Annotated in this window: 15 protein-coding genes; 7 read left to right on the top strand and 8 right to left on the bottom strand. The window is 43.7% G+C overall.

Annotated features, from left to right (window positions below):
• Nucleotides 1-39: 39 nt before the first annotated feature.
• From HYI04_RS04790 to recD, 3 genes are read left to right on the top strand one after another with little or no spacing between them, the layout of a single operon-like run.
• A complete protein-coding gene (locus HYI04_RS04790) occupies nucleotides 40-3,720 on the top strand; it encodes an exodeoxyribonuclease V subunit gamma (RefSeq protein ID WP_159152959.1) in 3,681 nt (1,226 codons plus the stop codon).
• Between the two features lie 3 nt (nucleotides 3,721-3,723).
• Entirely contained in the window at nucleotides 3,724-7,473 is a 3,750-nt protein-coding gene (locus tag HYI04_RS04785) for a UvrD-helicase domain-containing protein (RefSeq protein WP_178895922.1), read from the top strand.
• Between the two features lie 39 nt (nucleotides 7,474-7,512).
• Nucleotides 7,513-9,297, top strand: coding sequence for an exodeoxyribonuclease V subunit alpha (gene recD / locus HYI04_RS04780; protein ID WP_178895921.1), 1,785 nt, complete (start codon nucleotides 7,513-7,515; stop codon nucleotides 9,295-9,297).
• A 698-nt stretch (nucleotides 9,298-9,995) separates the two neighbouring features.
• Here recD and HYI04_RS04775 read toward each other — a convergent pair.
• Complete coding sequence (locus HYI04_RS04775; protein WP_159152962.1) at nucleotides 9,996-11,294, bottom strand: serine hydrolase; 1,299 nt, start codon at nucleotides 11,292-11,294, stop codon at nucleotides 9,996-9,998.
• A gap of 251 nt (nucleotides 11,295-11,545) precedes the next feature.
• Between HYI04_RS04775 and rpsO the strand changes: the two genes are divergently transcribed.
• The 3 genes from rpsO (at nucleotide 11,546) to HYI04_RS04760 (ending at nucleotide 15,541) form a co-directional block, all read left to right on the top strand.
• On the top strand, nucleotides 11,546-11,815 hold the full coding sequence (gene rpsO / locus HYI04_RS04770) for a 30S ribosomal protein S15 (protein ID WP_004692669.1): 270 nt from the start codon (nucleotides 11,546-11,548) through the stop codon (nucleotides 11,813-11,815).
• Between the two features lie 260 nt (nucleotides 11,816-12,075).
• Entirely contained in the window at nucleotides 12,076-14,163 is a 2,088-nt protein-coding gene (pnp, locus tag HYI04_RS04765; RefSeq protein WP_171054252.1) for a polyribonucleotide nucleotidyltransferase, read from the top strand.
• Between the two features lie 142 nt (nucleotides 14,164-14,305).
• The gene (locus HYI04_RS04760; protein ID WP_159152963.1) at nucleotides 14,306-15,541 is read left to right on the top strand and encodes a magnesium transporter CorA family protein; all 1,236 of its coding nucleotides are present in this window, start codon (nucleotides 14,306-14,308) and stop codon (nucleotides 15,539-15,541) included.
• A 120-nt stretch (nucleotides 15,542-15,661) separates the two neighbouring features.
• On the opposite strand, the gene HYI04_RS04755 is transcribed toward HYI04_RS04760, so the two are convergent.
• From HYI04_RS04755 to HYI04_RS04725, 7 genes are all read right to left on the bottom strand, one after another.
• Nucleotides 15,662-15,922, bottom strand: coding sequence for a YdcH family protein (locus HYI04_RS04755; protein ID WP_004692664.1), 261 nt, complete (start codon nucleotides 15,920-15,922; stop codon nucleotides 15,662-15,664).
• A 72-nt stretch (nucleotides 15,923-15,994) separates the two neighbouring features.
• Nucleotides 15,995-16,351: a chaperone modulator CbpM gene (locus HYI04_RS04750; protein ID WP_159152964.1), complete on the bottom strand. Its 357-nt coding sequence runs from the start codon at nucleotides 16,349-16,351 to the stop codon at nucleotides 15,995-15,997.
• 10 nt (nucleotides 16,352-16,361) lie between these two features.
• On the bottom strand, nucleotides 16,362-17,315 hold the full coding sequence (locus HYI04_RS04745; protein ID WP_159152965.1) for a DnaJ C-terminal domain-containing protein: 954 nt from the start codon (nucleotides 17,313-17,315) through the stop codon (nucleotides 16,362-16,364).
• A 144-nt stretch (nucleotides 17,316-17,459) separates the two neighbouring features.
• Nucleotides 17,460-17,912, bottom strand: a complete 453-nt coding sequence (locus HYI04_RS04740) for a DUF2147 domain-containing protein (protein WP_159152966.1) — start codon at nucleotides 17,910-17,912, stop codon at nucleotides 17,460-17,462.
• Nucleotides 17,913-18,111: 199 nt separating this feature from the next.
• The gene (locus tag HYI04_RS04735; protein WP_159152967.1) at nucleotides 18,112-18,987 is read right to left on the bottom strand and encodes an Hsp33 family molecular chaperone HslO; all 876 of its coding nucleotides are present in this window, start codon (nucleotides 18,985-18,987) and stop codon (nucleotides 18,112-18,114) included.
• 50 nt (nucleotides 18,988-19,037) lie between these two features.
• The gene (locus HYI04_RS04730; protein WP_159152968.1) at nucleotides 19,038-20,879 is read right to left on the bottom strand and encodes a monovalent cation:proton antiporter-2 (CPA2) family protein; all 1,842 of its coding nucleotides are present in this window, start codon (nucleotides 20,877-20,879) and stop codon (nucleotides 19,038-19,040) included.
• A gap of 82 nt (nucleotides 20,880-20,961) precedes the next feature.
• On the bottom strand, nucleotides 20,962-23,184 hold the full coding sequence (locus tag HYI04_RS04725; protein ID WP_159152969.1) for a primosomal protein N': 2,223 nt from the start codon (nucleotides 23,182-23,184) through the stop codon (nucleotides 20,962-20,964).
• A 152-nt stretch (nucleotides 23,185-23,336) separates the two neighbouring features.
• Here HYI04_RS04725 and gspF point away from each other — a divergent pair, with 152 nt between their 5' ends.
• The gene (gene gspF, locus HYI04_RS04720) at nucleotides 23,337-24,542 is read left to right on the top strand and encodes a type II secretion system inner membrane protein GspF (RefSeq protein WP_178895920.1); all 1,206 of its coding nucleotides are present in this window, start codon (nucleotides 23,337-23,339) and stop codon (nucleotides 24,540-24,542) included.
• Nucleotides 24,543-24,549: the final 7 nt, after the last annotated feature.

The following is a 24,549-nucleotide window of genomic DNA, read 5'->3' as shown; positions in this document are numbered from 1 at the left end:
TTTGTAGATTTTTCATAAGACGGTCATTTGAGGGGAAACATGGCGATACACGTAATACAAAGTCAGCGTATTGATGTTCTGTTGCAAGCCATGCAAAAAACCGTCTTTAAACCGGCCAAAAATCCCTTTCAAGTGCTGCAAGCACAGCACTTTATTGTACCTTCACCTGCGGTTGAGGCGTGGCTAACGCAAAAGTTGGCTGAGCAGCAGGGCATCAGTGCTAACACGCAGTTTCATCATCGTATTCGTGGTTTTCAATGGTCGGCTTATCAGTGGGTTTTGGTCGACCAAAAAGATGAAGTCCGTAAAGCGAATATTCCGCGATTGATTATTAAATGGCGCGTCTTCCAAGCCTTAAAAGAATTTATACAAGCCGAGCTGAATCCTTTAGAGGTTGCCCATCCGTTGTATCCGATTATTCAGCGGATCTATGCCAGCGCTGACCGTTTGCAACAAGGCATCGATAAACAGCTGAAAAAGCAAAGCATGTTGTATTGGGTCGCGGAGCAGGTTTCACGGTTATTTAGTTTTTATATGGATTATCGTGGACATTGCACCAAAGGTTGTCCACCGCAAAATTGTCGTTGCCAGACCAATTGGTTACAAGCGTGGGGTAAAAACCAGCCGCTCGATTTGGAGCAGATGTTTTTTAAAACTCAGCAAGAACTCAGTGCTTTTCAGCTCAATCAAGCGCATGAGCTGGAAGCGTGGCAGCGTTGGCTCTGGCAAGTGGTGTTCCATGCTGACTTTGAACAAATTCAGCGTATTGATACTGCATTTTGGGACTTACTCGATCAAGCAGAGACCCGAGATGCTGCACTGAAAAAATTGCCTGCACAGTTGGTGGTGTTTACTGTCTTAGATTTACCGCCAAAGCAATTGGAGTTTTTACATCGATTGGGGCAATACCTCGAGATCTTTATTTTTCACTATAACCCATCGCAAGAATATTGGGCGGACAGTGTCGATCCCAATTGGAAAGCGCGTTATGACGCACGGGTAAAGCAGCGTTTTATTGAAAAAAATCCAAATGCCAATGATGCAGAGATTCAGCAGTTTTTTGATGAGTTTACCCTCAATTTTAATGCAGAAACCCGAGAGTCTCGCCATCCTTTACTGACCCGATTTGGTAAACAGGCACGGGATCATTTCTCTTTACTTTCCAGTCTTTCTTCAGGTGAGGATGGGGTGTGGGCCGATATCTTTGTCGATGAATATCCAGAAACTTTACTTGGTAAAATTCAGTCTGATGTCCTTTATTTGGTAGAACCTGAACAGCATCATTATGCCTTGGCTGAACAAGATGATTCGATACAGATTCATGTCTGTCACTCCAGCCTCAGACAGCTTGAAGTCCTCAAAGATCAACTGACGCATTGGTTGGCTCAGGGCACGGCTGATGCACCGCGACGTCCAAGTGATATTTTAGTGTTGACACCTAGTTTGACTGAGTTAGAGCCTTTTATTCGCAGTGTTTTTGCACCTCCTCCCCATGAGCGTGAGGCTTTGCAAAAGGGCCATCAACTGAGTAAAGACAGTATTTATTTGCCGATTAAGCTAGCTGGCGTGACTCAGCTCGATGCCTTAAATGCATGGCGTGCTGTGCTGGGACGGATGGTCTTGGTACGGGGGCGTTTCAGTATTGAGGACTTTGCCGATTGGCTCAGTTTAAATGCAACGCAGCAACGTTACAGCTTAGACATGAATATGATTGAGCGGATGACGGAGCTGTTGATCAACGCGGGCTTTAAGCGTGGATTGGATGCTGAACATTTAAAACGCAGTTTGGCCGAAGGGGATGAAGACTATCGTTATAGTCTGAAGTTTGCCTTAGATCGTTTGGCTTTAGGCGTCGCTGTACCAGAGCATGTGCTGTTTCATGAGACCTTGAGCTATGCCCAAGTACAGTCGAGTGATTTTGAGCTGATTGGTGTTTTAATTAAAATTTATCAGGATTTCAAACACCGTTCCGAGTGGATGATCGCGCATGAAACTGGACAACGGACAACTGCGGAAACTTGGCTGAATCGTTTGATGGAAGATATTCGCGAGTTTGAAGCTGCGGGTGTCGAGTCTTTGGCCGCAGTGTATAAGATGGTCAAAAAACAAGAACGTATGCTGACCTTGGCGAGTTTCTATGACGAACACGACCATCATGCACTGCGCAGTTTAAGTTTACCTTTGCCTTATGTATTAGAAGAAATCCAAAAGACCTTAGAAGCGCAACTGGACTATGCAGAACCCACGGGGCAGATCACGTTTAGTCAAATTGGTCAGATTCGACCTGTGCCGTATAAGTTGATCGTGATGTTGGGCTTGGACAGTGGCAAGTTTCCCAACCGTAGTGCGCATTTGCCTTTTGACCTAATGGATTTACTGAAACCACAACTGGGGGATCGTTCCCGTTTGGAAGATGATCAAGGGGCTTTTCTAGATGCGTTGTTGTTGGCACAAGAGAACTTATGGTTATTTTATAATGGCTTTGATATCAACGATGGTGAAGTCCGTGATCCGTCTACGGTATTGCAAGAACTGATTCAGCATATGGCCTTTATTGTGCAGCCTGACACACAGACCAAGAGTGCCAATGCAACGGTTGATCAGCATGGTGTGACTGTCCCTGCACAGTTGGCATCGCTGTATCATGTCCATCCTTTATTGCCTTTTGATCCGCGTGGTTTTGAGTCTGAGCACAGTATTCGTTTTCAAGACCAATGGTTTCAAGTCGCGAAACAATTGCAACATGCATCGGGACAACGGAGCAGTTGGGTCAATACGCCTTATCCAAAATTAGAGCAAGATATTCAAGTTCTTGATAGTCAGCAGTGGATTCAGGACATCACTTTCCCTGCAAGGCTGTATCTCAAGACTTTAGGCGTGGAAAACTTAAAACCAGAAGAGGTTCCTGCAACGCAAGAACCGTTACTGCTCGATGGTTTAGGACGTTATGCCATTCGTCATTTTTTACAACAACATGAGGCAGCGGCAGATGCCAATCTTCTGATGGATCAACTGCCGATTGGTAAAGTGCAAGATGGGGTCTGGCAAATGAGCGTGCTTGAGCAGCAGCGCTTGCTGGCACGTTTACAACGCTATGCACCCGAGGCTACAGCCACGACCCAACAAGTCTGGAAAGTGAATGAACATTTACAGATCAATATCACCCTAGCTAAATACAGTGCTGAAAAATGGGTCAGTGTAGAAGCATCCAGTGCCAGAGCAAAGCGCCGTGCCAAAGTTTGGTTAGAGTATTTACTGTGGCTGGCTTATGTCAATTTGGGTGAGGGCGGACAGCAGTATCAACGCATCGTGGTGTTTAGTGACCGAACCATTTTATGCACTGGTGTGAGTTCAAATCAGGCGCGTGAATGGCTTAAACCTTGGTTGAAAGCATGGGAGTATGCACAAACTCAGCCTTTGGTTTTACCTGCGGCCTTGTTACTGAAAATTGCAGAGAAAGATAAAACGCATGAATGGCAACTGAATGATCAGGAACAGATGGTGATTGCGGACATGGACGCCATTTATAAAGTGTGGGAAGAAGATGGTCGCTTTAGTGGTTTTTCAATGACTGAAAATGAAGCCAATAAAGCACACCGCGACTGGCAGTTTATTCTACAAGAGCAGGATGCCAAAGCATTACTTGCCCATGCCTGCGAGCAGTTTTCTTATGAACTATATCATCCGATATTTTTGCATCAGCAAAGCCTTGAGGACTAAGTCATGAAAGCACAGTCTCAGGTCACTACATCGAACATGTCTTATCAACCCATTGCCGATATGAGTTTTCAGGGCTTACATTGGATTGAAGCTTCAGCAGGCACAGGCAAGACTTTTACTTTATCCAGTTTGATGGTACGCATTTTTCTCGGGGCCTATTTGCCGAATCAGGTCATTGCAACCACCTTCACCCGTGCTGCCGCTGCGGAGCTGAAAAGTCGCGTTCGGGCACGTTTGATTGAAACTTTACGTTATTTTGAAGGTTGTCAGAGTCTGACCGAGCGAGAAATACAGGCCAAAATAGCTGTTGAACAAGATCCGCTGTTTACCAAGGTACTCATAGACTATGCACAGCGGGTCGGTTTTGCCCAAGAGCGTTTGAAGTTGGTGATTGATCAGTTAGATGAGCTGTTCGTCGGGACATTGGACAGTTTTAGTCAAAAGTTATTGCGTGAGTTTTCTTTTGAAAGTGGCAAGATTGAGCGTGCAGATATCACCGATGATGCGCAGAGTTATACTCAACAGCTTATTCATGACGTATTACGCGAGTGGATTCAGGCACAGCCGCAGCCTGTAGTGAATTATTTACTATTAAAACAAAAATTAAAAACTGAACAGGCTTATGTGCCGATTGTTGAAAATAGTTTGAACTTTGCATCGGCACAGTTTCAACAGGTGGAAAAACCTGCACTTGATTTGACGCAATTTGAGCAGGCCATTGATCAATTTACCGCGCTGGATGTGGCGCAGATTGAACGCTTGAAAGACTATTATGCCCCTGAAGGGCAATACCATGCAGTGCTGGGGAAAAAATGGCGTACCGATGCTTTGATGCAACGCATTCTATGTCAGGACTTACCTGCTTTTTTGACTGCACTGAAAGAGCAGCGGGCTTATGCCTTATTTGCGCCACATTTTGAAAAAACCTTAAAGCACCTGACTGACCTTGCAACGAAAAAAGTCTTAAACAAATGTGCTGTAGATGTGTTGGAACAGTTTGAGCAGCATCCTGTGTGGCGACAGGTCCGCATTTTCTTAGACGCATTGGCAGAGCTAGAGCTCAATTTGGATGTGCTGGATGCGTATTTAAAATATCACTTAAGTTCTGAGGTGAAAAAGCGATTACCACAAGTCTTGCAGCAAAAGAGTGAAACGACTTTTGCCCAGCAAATCCGTACCTTGTCAGAAGCCTTACAGGGCGAACAAGGCCGGCGCTTTGCCCAGTTTGTGCAGGCACGCTATCCACTCATTTTAGTGGATGAGTTTCAAGACACCAACCAAGACCAAGATGATATGTTGGCGCGAATTTGGCGTGATGCACAACGTTATCACCAAGGCTGTATGATTATGGTCGGTGACCCAAAACAAGCTATTTATGGCTTTCGTGGTGGTGACATGCTGACCTATAACAAGGCACGTTTAGATGTTTTGGCAAAGCAAGGTCGGCAGTATAGTTTGAAATATAATCATCGTTCTGTACAAAAACTGGTACAGGTGGTGGATGCTTTATTTCAACGCCAACAGGACTTTGGTGAGCAGGTCTATTACCAGCCTGTAGAAGCAGGGACTCGACCACATCCCGCTTTGGTCGATGCACAGGGTGAAAACCATGTATCGCTGCGTTGGCTGTTACTTGAAGACAAGAAAAATGAAGCTCAACAAGTGGCATGGAAAATTCGTGATTTAATCAACCAAGGCATTCAACAGCAGCTGTATGTGGCAGATGATCCGCCACAGTTTATGGGGGCAAATGATATCGCGGTGTTGTCGAAAAACCATGATGGCTTGGACAAAGTTCAGTTTGAACTAGAGCATTTGGGAATTTTGGTCAACCGTCCGTCTAAACGTAGTGTGTTTGAAAGTCAGGTCGCGAAAGATGTTGGTGCGCTATTGACTGCAATGATGCATCCTTTTGATGAAGCCAAAGTTCGCCGCGCGCTTTTGAGCCGGCTGTTGGCGATTGATTTAAAACAATTACTGGAACTGGAAAAGCAAGCCAACGGTCTGAGCCAGTTTATGGCGGATTTTGATGACATCCGCGACATGTGGATCAATAAAGGCTTTTTAAGTGCATGGCAATACGCTTTAAACCTGTTTAAAGTGTGGAAAAACTTGGTGGCTTACCAAAGCCGAGACAACGAACGGACTGTGGTCAATCTACGGCATTTGACTGAGTTATTGAGCCAACATAGTGAACAGTTTCAAGGCGCGCAGAAACTGTATCATTGGTATCTCAAACAGTTACATTTGCCTGCAGAACGTGAATGGGAGTTAGAGCGTAAACTTTCCAGCGCCACAGGTGTACAACTGATGACTATTCATCAATCCAAGGGTTTAGAGTTTAAAATTGTGTTCTTGCTGGGTGCCGACAAAGACTTTAAGGAAATGAATAAAACCTTAAACTTTTCAACGCTGGAACAGATCAATCCGACGACAGGGCAGAGCGAGTTACAGCGCATCGTAGCGGTAAATGATGCCAACCTGTTAGACCCAGCCGCGATTGATCAACACAATGAGCGAGCCGAAGCAGAACAGCATCGCTTATGGTACGTCGCACTGACCCGCGCCAGCCACCGCGTGTATGCCTTACTGCAAGATCAGGAATATAAATCAAATACGGCATTGGCATTTTGGCGTGGCCAAGCAGGTAATCTGTTTGAACATCCTGCCAGTGGTAATGAGGAGCTGCTGACTGAAAAGCCGATCCGTTTACAACCAGCCAAGCAGCAAGAGATCATTCAACTGCAAGCTTTGGCTTTTCCTGAACAGCGTTTTTATCCACGTTCCAAAACCAGTTTTAGTGCGTTGGCACAGCATTTGAGTCGCAAAGAGGCAATGGATGCCTTAGCGGTTTTGAGCGAGAAAGTGGGTAGTGCGGATGACGAGATTAATCATCCTGTGCTTGATGTGGAGCTGAGTCAGCCTTTGGCGTGGATTAAACGGCAGTTTCCAATGGGGACGACTGCGGGAACCTTCCTGCACGAAATTTTCGAGCATATTGACTTTCAGGACTCGGGTGACTGGGGACTGGAAATTCATCGTCGTTTTAAAAATGATAGTCCCTTACTGTGGCAAGAGTTATTGGGCAAATATCAAAATGAGTTTGGACAGGATGATGAAACTCAATTGGTGCTGTGGATGCAAGCGTGGTTAGCAGATGTACTAGAAACGCCTTTGCATGCAGGTTTTCAGTTGAAGCAACTGAAAGCCGATGAACACTTGGCCGAATTTCCTTTTTATTTGTCATTGTCCGATCATGTACTGGCGATTAAACGCATACAGACATTGTTTCAAGAATACGGCATTGATCTACTCGACTTAAATGAAGCCAATTCTGCTCGTTATCTGACAGGTTCGATAGACTTGGTTTATTTTGATGGTCAGCGTTATCACATTGCCGATTATAAAAGTAACTTCTTAGGGGCGGATCAGCAGAGCTACAATTATGACGCAATCCAATTGAATATGTCACATGCCAGTTATTGGTTGCAGGCGGGTTTGTATTTGGTGGCTTTGCATCGCTATTTAAAAGTGAATTTGCTGGACTATGACATTGAAAAACATCTGGGACAGGCGAGTTATCTCTATTTGAGAGGGATGAATGGGCAGCCTGATCAAGGGGTTTTAAGTTGGCGTGCTAGCCCAGAGTTTATTTTAAGATTAGATGCGATTTTGGGTTATTTTGCTGAGGATACTTATAGTGAAAATCATGTAGGCAAAACTTCTGAATTAAGTGAAATTAGTCACTCATAAACAAACAATTAAGCTGTGGATAACTTTGAGGATAACCGTGTGGAAAATGTTCATCAAGCCAGTATTGATCAGGCTACCGTGGTAGACACATGGTTAACACGTTGGAGTCAGTTTATTCAACAGTCACCGCTAAGTAAAACAGGGTTCACCGAAACCCGAAGTGAAATGATTCAACAGGTCCTTGAAGCAATGCTACGCGGTGAGAGTTGTATCTCGGTTGCAGCTGAAGCCGTCACAGTCTTAGATGATTTGGTGATGGATGAACAGCAGGCACAGCAACAAAAAGCGCCGTTTGTTTACGATCAGCAGCAATTATATCTGTATCGTTATTGGGCTTTAGAGCAGTCCTTGGCCCAGCAAGTGGCGCGGTTAAAACTACAAAACTTAACGCAAGTTGATATTTCAGCTTATGCCCATTTACTTGAAGATCCACACCAAAAACAGGCTTTGGCTATGGTGGCTGAGCAGGCGCTCTCGATCATTACAGGTGGTCCGGGCACAGGGAAAACCTATACCTTGGCGCGTATTATTGCGGTTCTCAAGCAAAGTCTGCCTGATATTCGTATTGCGATGGCTGCACCGACAGGTAAGGCGGCGCAGCGCATGAAAGAAGCCCTGCAAAACTCTTTTCAAGATGAAAAGTTACAAGACTTCATTACCCCAGATTTGAAAAACTTAAACCCTGTGACGTTACATCGACTTTTGGGTCTTGGGAATACGCAGCAACCGCGTTTTCATAGCAGACAACCTTTACCTTATGATGTGATTGTTGTTGATGAAGCGTCAATGCTGGATTTAAATTTGGCGCAGATGCTCTTTGCTGCCATGCCGAATCAAGCCCGTTTGATTTTATTGGGAGATGCCGATCAGTTGGCTTCTGTCGATGTTGGCTCTGTGCTCGCCGATTTACAACAGGTTCCAGCTTTGGCTGAAAATAGAGTCAATTTGGTCAATAGCCGTCGTTTCAACTCAGATGCACGGATTGGAAAGTTGGCACAATTTATTCAACAGCAAACTTGTTTTGACTCAATGACGCATCCTGCCGAAAAACAGAGCGTATTGAACACTTTTCAACAACAAGTGGTAAATGCTACGACGTTGAAGGCGGTTGAGTTGGATCAGGTCAAGGTCGATTATTTACAGCTCGAATTGTTGCCCGAGCAGGCTTTATCTGTAGAGCAGTTACAGCATTATTATGATCTGCTGATGCTTGGCTTTCAGGGCTATGTTGAGGCTTTAAAGCAATATCAGCAAAATCCTAATGAGTCTCTCGTACCCAAAGTGATTCAATATTTTGATGATTACCGTATTTTAGCCGCCATACGTCACGGCCATTTCGGCTTAAAACAGCTCAATCTGCAAATCGAGCAACGTCTATTAGAGCAATCAAAACAAATCAAGCAGGGTGAGTGGTATTTAGGACGCCCTGTGATGATGACCTATAACGACTATCAGTTGGGGGTGTCGAATGGCGATATTGGCCTGTGTTTACAGCGTATACAACAAGGTAAGTTGCAGTTTGAGGTGTATTTCCCTAGTTTGGATAAATGGGTGGCCGCGACACGGTTACCCAAAAATATTGAAACGGCTTTTGCACTGACCATTCACAAATCTCAAGGCTCTGAGTTCACCCATACCGCGGTGGTTTTAGATCGGCAGGCTGAAAAATTACTCAGTAAAGAGTTGATTTATACCGCAATTACGCGGGCGAAAAAAGTGGTCAGTTTACTGGTCGATGCTGATGCATTCGTACATGCTATGGTGACTCGAACCACCCGAGAAAGTGGTCTATCAAGAAAAATTAATCAACAAATTCAATTGTGAAGATTTAATAAACAAATAGGAGTTTTGTACGAAATGGCTTACATGGATTCAGGAGATTTGCGCATAGAGCTTTGCTGAGGATTTTGAGAAGATGGCTTCACATAAAGAGCTCAACACGGAATGTTGAGTATAATCGCAAAAAGATAATAATAACGTCAGTAGACAGCGAACTTACAGTGAAGTAGGTGAAAGAGGAAACTTACAGCCGCTAAGCCTTGTAGTTTTGGGAGAGACTACAAGGCTTTTTTATATCTGATAAATTGGCAAAATGTGACAAAAAATAGCCATTCATTCCTCGAAGCATAAATACAGTTATAGATTAAATATTGAAGAGATACTGTCTCAGTATTGCACTGCTTATGCTTTTTTAAATTTAGCTCTTATGTATTTAAGTATTTGTTTTTAATAAATTAAATTTTTACTATTGCATTTTTTAGAGAAATTTAAGTTGAATAATGGAGAAAATGAGGAGTTTATGTAAGCAATCGCTTACATGAAGATGAGTGAAATGCGACTTTTTTCTTCTGTGTGATGTGGCAAAATATGTCACATAAGGATGTAAATGATTAAACATGGAATGTTTAATACAAGACGCGGAAAAGCGCATTATTATAATGATAACCAAAACAACAAGAACAAAAATAAAAGAACACTACAGCGCAAAAAAGCCCAAGTTTACTTGGGCTTTTTTTTTATGCTCAGACTAAGTCTGTTTCGCTTCGATCGGTTGCAAATAATGAGCGACGTTGGTGCTTTAAGATTTTGGGACAATGCTTTGAGATTTGATAAAGCGTTTTCGCTAAAGCAGGTAAGTGGGTCCCGACGACAGATTTTCCTGTGGTTAATAGCGATACGCTAATATCACGTTCTGGATCGGCCCAGCAGAGAATATTGGAAAACCCGAGATGTCCAAAGGCTTGCCCAGTCATGGGTCCAAATAACCCAATAGGATTACTCCCTAACATTGGGCCTAAGGCATAACGCATCGGGACTAATAATGTCCGATCTAAACTGACTCCTGACGTGGCCAATGTCGAGCGAAATACCGTTTGGGCACTCATGATTTGTTTGCCTTGGTATTCGCCACCACTCAAGAGCATTTCAAAGAAACGTCCAGCTTGTTCGGCGCTGGTATAAATGTTGCCCGCTGGGCAAATCGTGTCCATAAAGCGCGCATCATTGGTCACATCGACCGCCAACTGTAAACCACCACCCAGTACCCGATTGAGATAATGGTCTGTGCCTAAACGTGGATGTAGACCTGTGGCATAGTTTAAAGCGACATCCGCTCGATACTCAGGTTTTAGGCCATAGTTAAAGTAATCTAAGCCCATGGGTTTTTCGATATTTTCGGCAAGAAATTCACGGGCTGTTTGACCTGTTACCCGTTTGATAATTTCCCCTAAAATATAACCTGACGTCACGGCATGATACGCCAGATGCGTGCCCGAAGCTGAAACGGGTTGTGCCGCATAAAGATGTTCTAAAATTTGATCTTGATTAAACAACAGTTCAGGCGTGACTTTGCTGTCAATGCGAGGAATGCCACCACGATGAGCGAGTAAATGAAAAATGGTGGCACGACGTTTACCGTTTACGCCATATTCGGGAATATAGTGGCTAATCGGATCGAGTAAATTCAGATCACCGCGTTCATCCAACATATGAATCAGCATGGCTGTAACGATTTTAGAGGCGGAAAATAAACAAACTGGGGTATCGGGTGTGCCAATTTTCGCATCTGCCGCTAAACCATCGGGCGAGTTACCTTGCGCATAACCAATGCTGCGGTTTAACAATATTTGTCCCTGACGACGTAAGCAGAGGCTGATGAACGGGTAGTTTCCTGTTTTATATAGGGACTCTACACTGGCCCAAATGCTTTGAATTTGCGCGTCCTTCATACCACCCAAGGTAGCGGAGACCTCATCCTTAGAACGAATCACGTGGTTGAGGTCATGGGGGACATAACAGGTATTGGCAGATAAAATTTTCACAAATTTCTCTCTATTTTTCGTTTTTATTGGATTTGAGTCTGATACTGAAAATCAGAATTGTCATGATTGTGCATGATTTGTGCAAAGCCGTCAGTTGCCGAATTGACTGCGAACATAAAACATTTTTGCAATATAGCGCTAGATCCCTTAAAATAATGCCTTGCTGTAGTGATGCACGGCAGTCAACTTGGTTTTGAAGAATCAATTTGATTTGTATCAAATGTAACTTATAAGCATCTCGGAGAAATCGAATGGCTTTAACAAACGCAGATCGCGCAGAGATCATTGCTAAATTTGCTCGCGCTGAAAACGACACTGGTTCACCAGAAGTTCAAGTAGCTCTTTTAACTGCTCAAATCAATGATTTACAAGGTCACTTCAAAGAGCACAAACACGACCACCATAGCCGTCGCGGTCTTATCCGTATGGTTAACCAACGTCGTAAGCTTCTTGATTACCTTAAAGGTAAAGACGCTACTCGTTACAGCGACTTGATTGCTGCTTTAGGTTTACGTCGTTAATTCGATTAAACTTTTATTTTCGGACTATCGCATTTTGAATGCTTTATTACTGGAAAAGAAAGTCTACCTTGCTTCTGTGAGGTAATGGGGAAGGGGCGAATGTTTCGCTCCTTCTTTGTGTCTTAAAATCATGTTTTTAGTCTCTGGTGAGGTCGGCTTCTAAGCTTTGTCATTTATACAGTTGCCTGAAATGGCGATGTGAATGCCAAACCTTAGGGGTCTCCACTAGAATAAAAATCAGGAAAGAAAAATACATGTCTATGTTTAATATTATTCGTAAAGAATTCCAATATGGTCAACACACGGTTGTTTTAGAAACTGGTCGTGTTGCTCGTCAAGCAAACACTGTTGTGATCACCATGGGTGGTGTACAGGTTCTTGTTGCAATCGTTGCTCAACCAAAAGCAAAAGCAGGCCAAGACTTCTTCCCGTTGACTGTTAACTACCAAGAAAAACAATATGCTGCAGGTCGTATCCCAGGTGGTTACGGTAAGCGTGAAGGTCGTCAGTCTGAAGCTGAAACTTTAATTTCACGTCTTATTGACCGTCCAATCCGTCCATTGTTCCCAGAAGGTTTCTACAACGAAATCCAAGTAACAGCGACTGTTATTTCTTCTGACAAAACCATGGAAGGTGATATCGCTGCAATGTTGGGTGCTTCAGCTGCGATGTCTATTGCTGGTGTTCCATTTGCAGGCCCAATCGCAGGCGCACGTGTTGGTTTAATCAACGGTGAATACATCCTTAACCCAACTTTAGAACAGCTTAAAGAATCTGATCTTGACCTTGTGGTTGCAGGTACTGAAGCTGCTGTATTGATGGTTGAATCTGAAGCGAAAGAACTTTCTGAAGACCAAATGTTAGGCGCTGTACTTTTCGGTCATGACGAAATGCAAATCGCAATTCAAGCGATTAAAGAATTTGCTGCTGCTGCGGGTGCGGTTGAATCAACTTGGGTTGCGCCAGTTAAAAATGAAGAGCTTCTTGGCAAATTGAAAGATGCATTTGAAGCGAAAATCTCTGAAGCGTATACCATTGCTGTTAAGCAAGACCGTTACGCAGCATTAGATGCACTTCACGTAGAAGCTGTTGCTCAGTTCGTTCCTGAAAATGATGAAACTGGCATTGCTGCTGAAGTTGACGAATTATTCGAAGATTTGAAATACCGTACGGTACGTGACAACATCTTGTCTGGTAAACCACGTATTGATGGTCGTGACACGAAAACTGTTCGTGCCATTGATGTTCAAGTGGGCGTATTAGGCCGTGCACACGGTTCTGCATTATTCACACGTGGTGAAACTCAAGCATTGGTAACTACCACTTTAGGTAATACCCGTGATGCGTTGATGGTTGATACCCTAGCTGGTACTAAAACTGACAACTTCATGTTGCACTACAACTTCCCTGCATACTCTGTCGGTGAAACAGGTCGTGAATCTGGTCCTAAGCGTCGTGAAATCGGTCACGGTCGTTTGGCGCGTCGTGGTGTTCAAGCGGTTCTTCCTGCAGCTGACCGCTTCCCGTACGTGATTCGTATCGTATCGGATATTACTGAATCAAACGGTTCATCTTCAATGGCTTCTGTATGTGGTGCTTCATTATCACTTATGGATGCAGGTGTTCCATTGAAAGCGCCAGTTGCAGGTATTGCAATGGGTCTAGTGAAAGAAGGCGAGCGTTTCGCAGTTCTTTCTGACATCTTGGGTGACGAAGATCACTTAGGTGACATGGACTTTAAAGTAGCCGGTTCTGCGAACGGTATTACTGCACTTCAAATGGATATCAAGATTGAAGGTATCACTGAAGAAATCATGGAAGCGGCATTGAACCAAGCGTATGCGGGTCGTATGCATATCTTGAACGAAATGAACCAAGTGATTTCACGTGCTCGCCCTGAAATTTCAATGCATGCACCGACATTCCAAGTGATCAACATCAACCCAGACAAGATCCGTGATGTAATCGGTAAAGGTGGTGCGACGATTCGTGCAATCACTGAAGAAACCAAAGCTGCAATTGATATTGAAGACAACGGTACTGTTCGTGTATTTGGTGAAACCAAAGCTGCTGCTGCTGCTGCGGTTGCAAAAATCCAAGCACTTACTGCTGAAATTGAGCCGGGTACAATTTACGTCGGTAAAGTCATTCGTATCGTTGAATTCGGTGCGTTTGTAAACATCCTTCCAGGTACTGATGGCTTACTTCACATTTCACAAATCTCGAACGAGCGTATTGCAAACGTGGCAGACGTGTTGAAAGAAGGTCAAGAAATTAAGGTACAAGTTGCGGATGTAGACAACCGTGGTCGTATCAAATTGACGATGAAAGACATCGAACAAGTTTAATCTCTTGTCAATTCACATGGTGTTTGCCATGTGAATTGAGTTGTCTTAGAAAAGCCTTGAGCTTGGCCAATTTAAACTTTGGCTTGCTCAGGGCTTTTTTTATGGCATCATGCTGGCTAAGACAGACAATAATAAATGAGATATGCAAAGCTATTATTTCTATCAACATCCCACCGCGCAGCATACTTATGTGCGGAAACAGCCAATTGCAGAGCAGGAAGCTGAGTTTATTTGGGTGGAGTGTAGCCGTGACGATGTGGTCAATCGGGCAGAACATTGGCAGCAGGACATTTATGCGGCAACGGGACTGTGGATGAATGAATATCATCTGCGTGACATTCTAAATTTAGAACATCCTTGTGCCTTTGACACTTTGGAAGATTACGACTTGCTGATCTTTCGTAAGCTGATCACACCTGATGATCAAATCAAGCTTGATACTCAAGCGGCTGAAAAACATGAACGGGTTTTTGGTCTGGCGACGACTCCGATTAGTTTTATGCTCACGCCGCAAGTCTTGATTACGGTTAGAGAGCAGGGCAATAAAGAAGTTGAAAGCTATATTCAGCGTATGGAAACGGTGTTGAGCCGTCCGATTGAAGAGCATAATAAACCCCGAAAACTACCCGCAACGCCTTTAGATTTGACCTTGAGACTGCTCAATAACATGGTGGATGGTTATCTTGATTTACGTGTTCCTCTTACGCGTCGAGTGGAGTTTTGGCAGCAAGAGCTTTTACAAGGCCATCGTCGTTTTACCAAGTGGCATCAACTTTTGCAAGAGAATATGGCTTTCCAACAAGTGGAAAATTTGTGCGAAGAACAAATCGAAACTTTGCAGGAATTGCGTGATGAAATTGTCGATAATTATTCGCACTTGAAAGGGAAAAAGCGTAGCGAAAAACAAGATATCATGCTGGTACGTGTCGATGATTTAACCAGTCATATTGAACGTATTCAAAAGCATACCATTCGCTTGAGAAATGCAGTGCAAGCAGCTATTGATCTACATTTTTCAGCCATTGCCAATCAAACTAATGAAAACATGCGGATTTTAGCCATTATTACCGCGATTTTTGCGCCGCTAACCTTGTTGACAGGGGTGTATGGTATGAACTTCGAGTTTATTCCGGGGCTGAAGTCTCCAACAGGGTTTTGGATCATGTTGGGCATCATGTTAATGACGACATTGATCTTACTGTATTATTTTTATCGACGTCATTTGGTCGGGCGTGGCGAAAAAAGTGTCATTGATATGTTGGCACAGCAGCATGCGGATCAACATATGAATTTATTTTGGTTCATCGATTATGAGCCGATCAAGCAAACTGTGAAGGGCACCATCAAAGATTTAGAGAAAATCACCAAATTAAAATAATTCGGTGATTTTCCACATAGACCATTAAAGCAAATGGGCTTTAAGGTGTTTCTTTACATGCTGACGCTATCCTTGTTCAATTTATTATTCGGATATGTGGGCGTCGCAGGGAGATTTAATTTAAGAGGTTTTTAACTGGGCTCCTTTTAAAATCCGGTAAAGCTGATCTTTAATGAACAACTTTTTGCGTTTGAGGGGCTCAATCTCTCCACGATGAATCCTGACAGGGTCTTGTTCGAGTAAACAAATTTCCTGATCGAGAGCTTCATGGTCGTCAAACATTTTAGAAAAATGCGGATTGTCTTCTCTAAGCTGTTGAATCATGTCTCGGTATTCAGGAAACATGAGCTTAGTCTTTTTATTACAAACTTTGAGTTTCATGGTTGCCGTCTAATCCTCTTATTCAAAAATAAAAAAAGAAAGAAAGGCATGCGCCAATCTTTCTTTATAGAACTAGTGTTGAGTCGTATGAACTGGGTCAGTGAGATGTAAATGTTTTACTTCACGACGAAGTTTTTGAACTTCCTCAATCAGATCCAGCATCATTGCGACTGCAGTAAAGCTGGCATCAAAGTCACGTTGTAAGCGATAGGCTCGCCGTGCACGTGAGACATCATCACCAAAAAATTGGTGAATGCGGTTATCGGGTCGGTTAGGCAGAATGTCATATTCCAACAGCTGTAAAATCCATTCAGGACTTTGTCCGCAGGCTTCAGCAAAATGCTTTAAATCAAAGCTATGTTGTTCATCAACAATTTCAGCGTGTCGACATCCGTCTAAAATAATTTCACGATATTGAATAGTCGTCATAATTTTCTCCTTAAGACTGACGCGGCTTAAAGTGAGGGAAGGCTTCAGCAAAGGCTTGGTAGGCTTGCTGTTCTTGCTCACTCTGCGCAGGAGGTTGAACAATGTTTAAAATTAAATATAAATGTCCTGCCGTTTTGGCTGGAATCCCCTGATCTTTTAAACGGAGTTGCTGTCCCGTTTTGGCATTTTTCGGAATTTGAATTTGTAATGTCCGACCATTGGGTAGCGCGGCGGTAATGCTTTGCCCCAAAGCGGCTTCCCAGGGACTAATGTTGAGTTGGTGATAGACATCAACTCCTTCAACGCGTGTGGTCTCCGTATCTTTGTAATAAATTTCGATATACAGGTCGCCATTTTCACCGCCCTGAATACCTGACTGTCCTTGACCACTTAAGCGAATTTGTTGCCCTTCTTTCATGCCTTTGGGAATTTTAACTTCCAGCGTTTTGCGCTGAATTTCCGCTTCACCATAGGCATTTAAAGTGGGAATCTGTAAGGTAATGGTTTGGGTGGTACCGTGGAATCCAACCTCAAGATCGACCTCTAAACGCGCATGTTGGTCTTCGCCTTTATGGCGAGTACTATTTTGGCGTTGATATTGATAGTTTGATCCTCCAAAACCTGAACCAAAACGCCCAAATAAGTCTTCAAACCCTGAAAAATCATGTGCCTGTTGTCCGCCTTGGGCATTCCGAAATGCCTCTTCAAAACCGCCAAAGCCTGTATTGGGGTTGAATTGCTGTGAGCCTTGTGGATGATCGAGTTCAAAGTCATATTCAGCTTTTTTTGTTTCATCACTTAAGGTGTCATAGGCGACATTCAATTCTTGCATCCGCGTTTCAGCATCAGGCTCCTTACTGACATCGGGATGATACTTACGTGCCAATTTTCGATAGGCTTTTTTAATTTGTTCGGCGGTCGCATCTCGCGTTAAACCGAGTATTTCATAATGGTTCTTCGGCATAAATAAGATTAAATAAAATGATTAAGTTTTAATCATTATTCAGTCTTTCAGCAGATTTCAACAGTAAAGATATGTTCCTTATTGTTTCAAAACATGACAAGAAAAAAGCCCCCGATGAAAGGAGCTTTGATGGATGAGGGATACTTAATATTTGACCCATGTGATGTTGCGCCCACCGCCATTTTCAGTCGAAGTTCCTCGAATTCGTAAGTGCTTACCATTGTTGCTGAGTCGTGCATGTGCGTCATAACGTAGCCCTGTGAAAGGGTCGAGGAGCTGTCCATGGCTATAGGTCGAATCTTTGGCATTGTCTAACTGCAAATGGCTGAGCGTTGTCATGCCGACAATGGGTTGATTTTTATTGACACCATCACACTTGCTACAGTTTTCTATTTTTACCGCACCTGGAATTTCGCGCGTACTTACGATGACTGCTTTATAGCTATTGTTTTTGTCTTTTTCAATCAAGACGTCACTGAGAGAGTATCCTGTTTTATCATCGATAGTTTTCCATTTTCCGACCAAAGGATCGGTAGCTGCAAAACAGGAGAAGGCGCATAAACTGCTGAGTACGAAAAGACTGCAAGAAAATTTCATGATGGCAAAACCCCAATGGAAGAGAAAAATAAAGACATATAAAAATTATGGGTTTATTTATAACGAAATTTAAGCGGTGTGACCAGTGAAATATCTATGAATAAAAGTGATGAATCATTTGAATTATCTTGTTTTTTTGAGAACAAAGGCATAAAAAAAGAGCAATTCAGTTGCTCTTTTTTTATTGCACATGATGCGCTTAGCTTAAGTGTTCACCAAATAAACCCAAGGCTTCTTCTGCACTAAAGCTGTATTGCGTGTTACAGAACTGGCAGTCCATGGTAATCGGGTTTTGATGTTCTAGCGTTTCACGAACGGCTTCTGCGCCAATTTGTTCAAGTGCTTGAGCACAACGTTCTTTCGAACAGGTACAGCCAAATTTTAGCATTTCAACTTCAGGTAAGCGTACTTCTTCTTCGTTGTACAAACGGTAAAGAATTTCACTGGACTCTAAATCGGTTAACTCTTCGATTTTGAGCGTTTCAGTCAACATGGTCAGACGTGGCCATAAGTCTTGGTCGACACGTTCTTGTTCTTCTTCACTGTTACGTGGTAACAGCTGAATGAGTAAACCGCCAGCACGCTGGGATGAACTGGCCAAAACAATACGCGTTGGAATTTGGGCAGACAGGTCATAGTACTGCATTAAACAACCCGCAAGATTTGGCTTGTCTAAAGCCACAATCCCTTGATAACGCTCACCAAATTCGGGCTCAATATTAATAAAGAGTACAGGGCTAATGAGGGTGCTCAATACCGTACTGCTGCTGTCGGCAGCATTAAAGCGTGGATCTGCTTCATAATCCGCCAAGGCACGTACTTCACCAAGGTGATTACATTCAGCCATAGCCCATTTGAAACTACCTGAAGCCTGAATTTGTAAACTAATACGGCCTTTAATTTTTAAAGTACTGGCAAGTAATGCCGTGGCACTAAGCATTTCACCTAACAGCACTTGGACTGCAGGTGCATAATCACGCTGCGCCAAGATGGTTTGTAGGGTTTCTTCTAGATGAACCACTTCACCACGAACAGGACTATCTTCAATATAAAAGCGTTGACGCAAATCAGACATAAATTTCTCCAATATCCTGTCTTAATGGTGACGATATTGTAAAACACAAGTCATTTTACTTCATCCCGTGTGACATCTATTCGGTCATGTTGTAACTCACGTTGTAGGTCAACGCCGACAGGACTTTGACGGAGCTGCGTATCACTTTCAAATAAGTGCTCTAATTCGGCCAGAGCATTACGATGTGTTTCATACACTTTCTGTTCATCGTTATAAATACTTTGCTGCTGCGCGAGCAGTTTTTCATCATAATCGCGAAATAACTCAATGCTCTTATAAGCATCTTGTTCTGCAATGCCTAAATTACGTAGGGCAAAATAGGCCATCCCTAAAGACGATAAATAGGTTTCACGCCAAATATGTTCCACCCCCAAGTCACGTAACAAATGCACATGATGTCGATCACGGGCACGGACCAGCAAGTTTAAGTCTGGATAATTGAGTCGAATATGGCGTGCCACATTCATGGAGTCTTCAATATCATCGATGGCTAGTACAAACACTTTGGCATGTTCGATACCGGCTGCACGCAGGATATCGGGTTGAGTGGCATCACCATAGTAGAGTTTGCCGCCATAGTTGCGAACGAAATCGACCTTGTCGATATTGCTGTCAATCGCCGTGAAGGTTTGGTGCTGTAAGTGAACCAGTCGTGCCACAATTTGTCCGACACGGCCAAAGCCAGCAATGATCATCGGGTTATGCTGTTCAGGAATCTCATCATAGACAGGTGTAGTTTCTTTTTCGAATAGTGGTACCACCCACGAACTCATCAGCCAGTATAGAATAGGCGTCAGAATCATCGACAACGTCACGATTAAATTGATCGGCTCTAAAATGGCCTGCGTAATCACGTGTTCACTCATGGCAACATTGAGCACCACAAAAGCAAACTCACCGCCTTGTGCCAAACAGGTGGCCAGCATCAAACTATTGCGCCATGAAAACTCGAAGTAGCGAGCGATGGCCGTTAAGGCCAGCAGTTTGACCAACATCAGCAATAATGCACCGCCAATAATCAGACTTGGGCTTTCCCACAGGAGCGAAAATTGCGTACTCATCCCGACGGTCATGAAAAATAGACCGAGAAGTAGACCTTTAAATGGGGCAATACTGGCTTCCAGTTCATGACGGAATTCAGAGTCAGCTAGAAGTACCCCAGTTAAAAATGCGCCCAAGGTGGTGCTGATGCCTAAGACATCCATCAGAGCGACCACGCCTAAGACAATAAACAAACCGACTGCGGTAATCAGTTCATGTGCGCCACTTTTGGCCACAAAGCGGAAAAAAGGGCGCATGAGATAGCGGCTAAATAAAAACAAGCCTGTAAAGGTGGCAACAATCGCTGCAAAGTAGGCAACGCCATGATGGGTTGAGCTTGTCCCTGCAAGAAGGGGAATGATCGCAATCAGCGGAATCGCGGCAATATCTTGAAAGAGTAAAATGGAAAAGGACTGCTGACCAAAAGTGGTATTGAGCTGCTGTTTTTCGCTTAAAAGCTGTAGCACAAAAGCGGTAGAAGAAAGGGCAAGGGCAAAACCAATCACGACACTGGCTGCAATCTGTTGTTGCAGGGCAAAAAAGACAATGCACGCCAGTAGCACACCGCAGAGCATCACTTGTAAACTGCCCATCACAAAAATGGATTTACGCATTTCCCATAAGCGTTGTGGGCGAAGTTCGAGTCCAATAATGAACATCAAGAAAATCACGCCGTATTCAGCGAGTTTATGAATGTCTTCAGGGTCATGGACGACATTGAATACACTGGGGCCGAGTAAGATGCCTGTAAATAAATAGCCGAGTACCGTGGCAATCCCCAGCCGTTTGGCCAATGGAACGATCATCAGTGCCGCAGCCAAAAAGAGGGTGATTTGAAGCAGTAGAGACATTGCCCTGTCCTAAATTTTTTTCTTTATGTTGGAAGTTTAAGGGAGAACGCGACTCAGGTCTAAACCTTATTCACGTCAAGTCTTAACTTAACTCTTGTGGATCAATATCAAGGCTCAATTTCATACCATGTGGTTTGTTATGCCAGACATTTTGCCACCACTGATGAATATAAAAATGCATACGCGCACGGTCTTTGGACAGTAGCACCATATGTGCTTGATAGCGTCCTGCTTTACGTTCCATCGGCGCAGGAATGGGCCCCCAAATATCAATACTGTTTTCTGAGGCTTGGCGCAGTGCTTGTGCATGCTCTTGTAAAAAGCTTTGGTTCAGTTCTTGGTCTTTGGATTCACAGCGCAATAAAGCCGCATAGCGATAAGGTGGCATCCATGCAGCTTTACGCTCTTTCAACGTTTGCTTGGCAAAGCTGCGATAGCCCGATTCCAGCAGGGTATTCAGCAAAGGATGATCTGGACGTAGAGTTTGTAAATAGACTTCGCCTTTTTTCTCGCCACGCCCAGCACGTCCAGCGACTTGGATGATGAGCTGTGCAGTACGTTCTGTGGCACGAAAGTCAACACTGAGTAAGCCTGAGTCAATGTCTAAAATCGCCACCAAAGTCACATAAGGAAAGTGATGTCCTTTGGCCAGCATTTGGGTGCCGAGCAAAATGATGGGTTCACTTTTCTGAATCTTGTTATAGATTTTTTGCCAGCTGCCGACCCGACTGGTCGAGTCACGATCAACCCGAATTACGTCAAAGTTGGGGAACAGTTCTTGTAGGTTTTCTTCAACTTTTGCGGTGCCTAAACCAATTGGTTTTAGTTCGCTATGCTGACATTGTGGGCAGTGTTCAGGCATGCGATGGATGGTGCCGCAGTGGTGACAGTGCAAATGCTGATAGGGCTGTCGATGTACGGTAAAATTGGCATCGCAGTGGGGGCACTTGGCCTGCCATCCACAACTTTCACAAATCAACACAGGCGCATAGCCGCGACGGTTTAAGAAAATCAGCACTTGTTCTTTTTTGTCTAAGCGCTTTTGTACTTCATGAATCAGCTGTTGGCTAATGCCATTTTGTTTTTGTGCTACTTTCAGATCGATCACATGCATTTTCGGCATCACGGCCACACCTGCACGTTGGTCCAACTCCAAACGAGTCATTTTACCTTGTTCGACCAATGCATAACTGTCGATACTTGGCGTTGCAGAACCGAGGATAATCGGACAGTTTTCTAAGTGCGCACGGTATAAAGCCACATCACGAGCGTGGTAGCGGAAGCCTTCTTGTTGCTTGAAAGATAAGTCATGTTCTTCATCTAAGACAATCAAACCCAAATGCGGAAGGGGCGTATAGATGGCAGAACGTGTACCAATCACAATCGAAGCTTTTCCCGCTTGTGCACTTTGCCAGGCTTGCAGGCGCTTAGAATCATTTAAACCTGAATGTAGTAGCGCAATATGACAGTGAAAACGTGACTGAAAACGGCTCACTGTTTGTGGGGTGAGACCAATTTCAGGCACTAATACCAAGACTTGTTTGCCTTGTTTTAAAACCTCTTGCATGACTTGCAAATAGACTTCAGTTTTGCCACTACCGGTTAAACCATCCAGTAAGAAAGCGTGATAGCTATGACGAGCTTTGAGAATGTTTTGAATGGCTCGCTTTTGTTCATCATTGGGCGTGAGAGGCATTTGCGCCAGTGTCATGGTTTGCGGTTTAAAGTCTTGGGCTTCAAGTATGCACTGGGTGATTTGCTTTTTTTCTAAGGCTTTTAAGGTCGCAGTTTCAATGCCAGCCAAATTTAAAATGTTTTCAGACGTTCCTGTGGGATGCAGCTTTAAAATTTTATAGGCATCTTGTTGTTTTTCAGAACGCTTTAATTTGTCTTCGGCATGATCATCAATCAGCTTCCACATCCGCGCCAGTAAATTATAGGGTTTACCTTGGCGTAAAAAGCTGGGCAAAGCAGCATGCATCACTTCACCAATGGGAAATTGGTAATATTGCGCTGACCATGTCAATAAACTTAAAACTTTAGCATCTAGAATAGCGCTGTCATCGAGCAACTCAGTTATGGCTTTAAGTTTAAAGCCTAAATCGAGTGGTTTCTCATCAGTGAGCTTCTCAACAATGACACCGACCACATTTTGGCGACCAAATGAGACAGCCACACGTGCACCCACTTCAGCTTGGTGGTATTGTTCAGCCGTTAAACTATAGTCAAAACAGTCATATAGGTAAACGGGAACAGCCACACGAATACGGTAGCTTGGTGTTGTGGAAAGTGTATTTTCTGGCATAAAAAGCTCAAAATGTCCTGATGAAATTGTCGTTGTGCGATGAATGAGTTGTGTTAGAGTGATGACATAATTTATAACTTAGAATATGAATGATTTTGGTGCCGACATGCAACAGCGCCAAATGACTAAATGGACAATTAGAAAGCGTAAACATGCCAGCATATCAATTTACCGCACTCGATGCCGCAGGAAAGCAGCAAAAAGGCGTGCTCGAAGGGGATTCAGCACGTCAAATTCGGCAACAACTTCGTGATAAAGCGCTGATTCCAGTCTCGGTTGATCCTGTTGAACAAAAAGATAAGCACAGCAGTAAAACATGGTTTCAAAAACAAATTACCGCCTATGATTTGGCTTTATTGACACGTCAACTTTCTGTACTTGTGGCGGCGGCCATTCCGTTGGAAGAAGCCATTCGTGCGGTTGGAAAGCAGTCAGAAAAAGCACATGTACAAAATCTATTGATGTCAGTGCGTTCTAAAGTACTGGAAGGTCATTCATTGGCGCAGGGTTTACAGCAATCTGGACGTTTTCCAGAGTTGTACATTGCTACGATTGCCGCTGGTGAGCGTTCAGGACATTTGGACTTAATTTTAGATCAGCTGGCAGATTACACCGAAAATCGTTTTGCAATGCAAAAGAAAATTCAAGGTGCGATGATTTACCCGATTATTTTAATGCTGATGTCTTTTGCCATCGTGATGGGGCTCATGACTTATGTAGTGCCTGACATTGTCAAAACCTTTGACCAAAGCAAAGATGCCTTGCCATGGATTACCGTTGCCTTGATGAAAGCCAGTGGTTTTATTCGAGTGGCATGGCCATTTTTATTGGTGGGCAGTGTCTTGGGCATCGGCTTATTACTGCGATTTTTAAGAACTACAGCAGGGCATTATGCCTTTGATCGTTTAACGCTCAAACTGCCATTATTCGGTAAACTTTCACGTGGTATAAATGCCGCACGCTTTGCCAGTACCTTATCGATTTTGACCCAGTCAGGTGTGCCCTTGGTGGATGCGTTAAAAATTGGCGCGGCGGTGAGTAATAACTGGGTGATTCGCGATGCGGTCAATCATGCCGCAGAAAAAGTGACTGAAGGTGGAAACCTTGCGACCCAGCTGGAGCGCAGTGGTTATTTCCCACCGATGATGGTACAAATGATTAAAAGTGGTGAAACGTCGGGTGAATTGGATCGGATGTTGGAGCGCGCATCGACCATGCAAGACCGAGAGGTGACAACGCTCATATCGACCTTGCTGGCTTTACTTGAGCCACTGATGTTGGTTCTGATGGCAAGCATTGTCTTGGTGATTGTGATCGCAGTGATGCTGCCGATCGTCAACATGAACAACATGATTTAATTTTAAA

The organism is Acinetobacter sp. SwsAc2, assembly GCF_013391465.1.
In the GTDB taxonomy this organism is placed as follows: Bacteria; Pseudomonadota; Gammaproteobacteria; order Pseudomonadales; family Moraxellaceae; genus Acinetobacter; species Acinetobacter johnsonii.
Note: the sequence above shows the minus strand (reverse complement) of the source record. Positions and strands in the feature narration are given on the sequence as shown.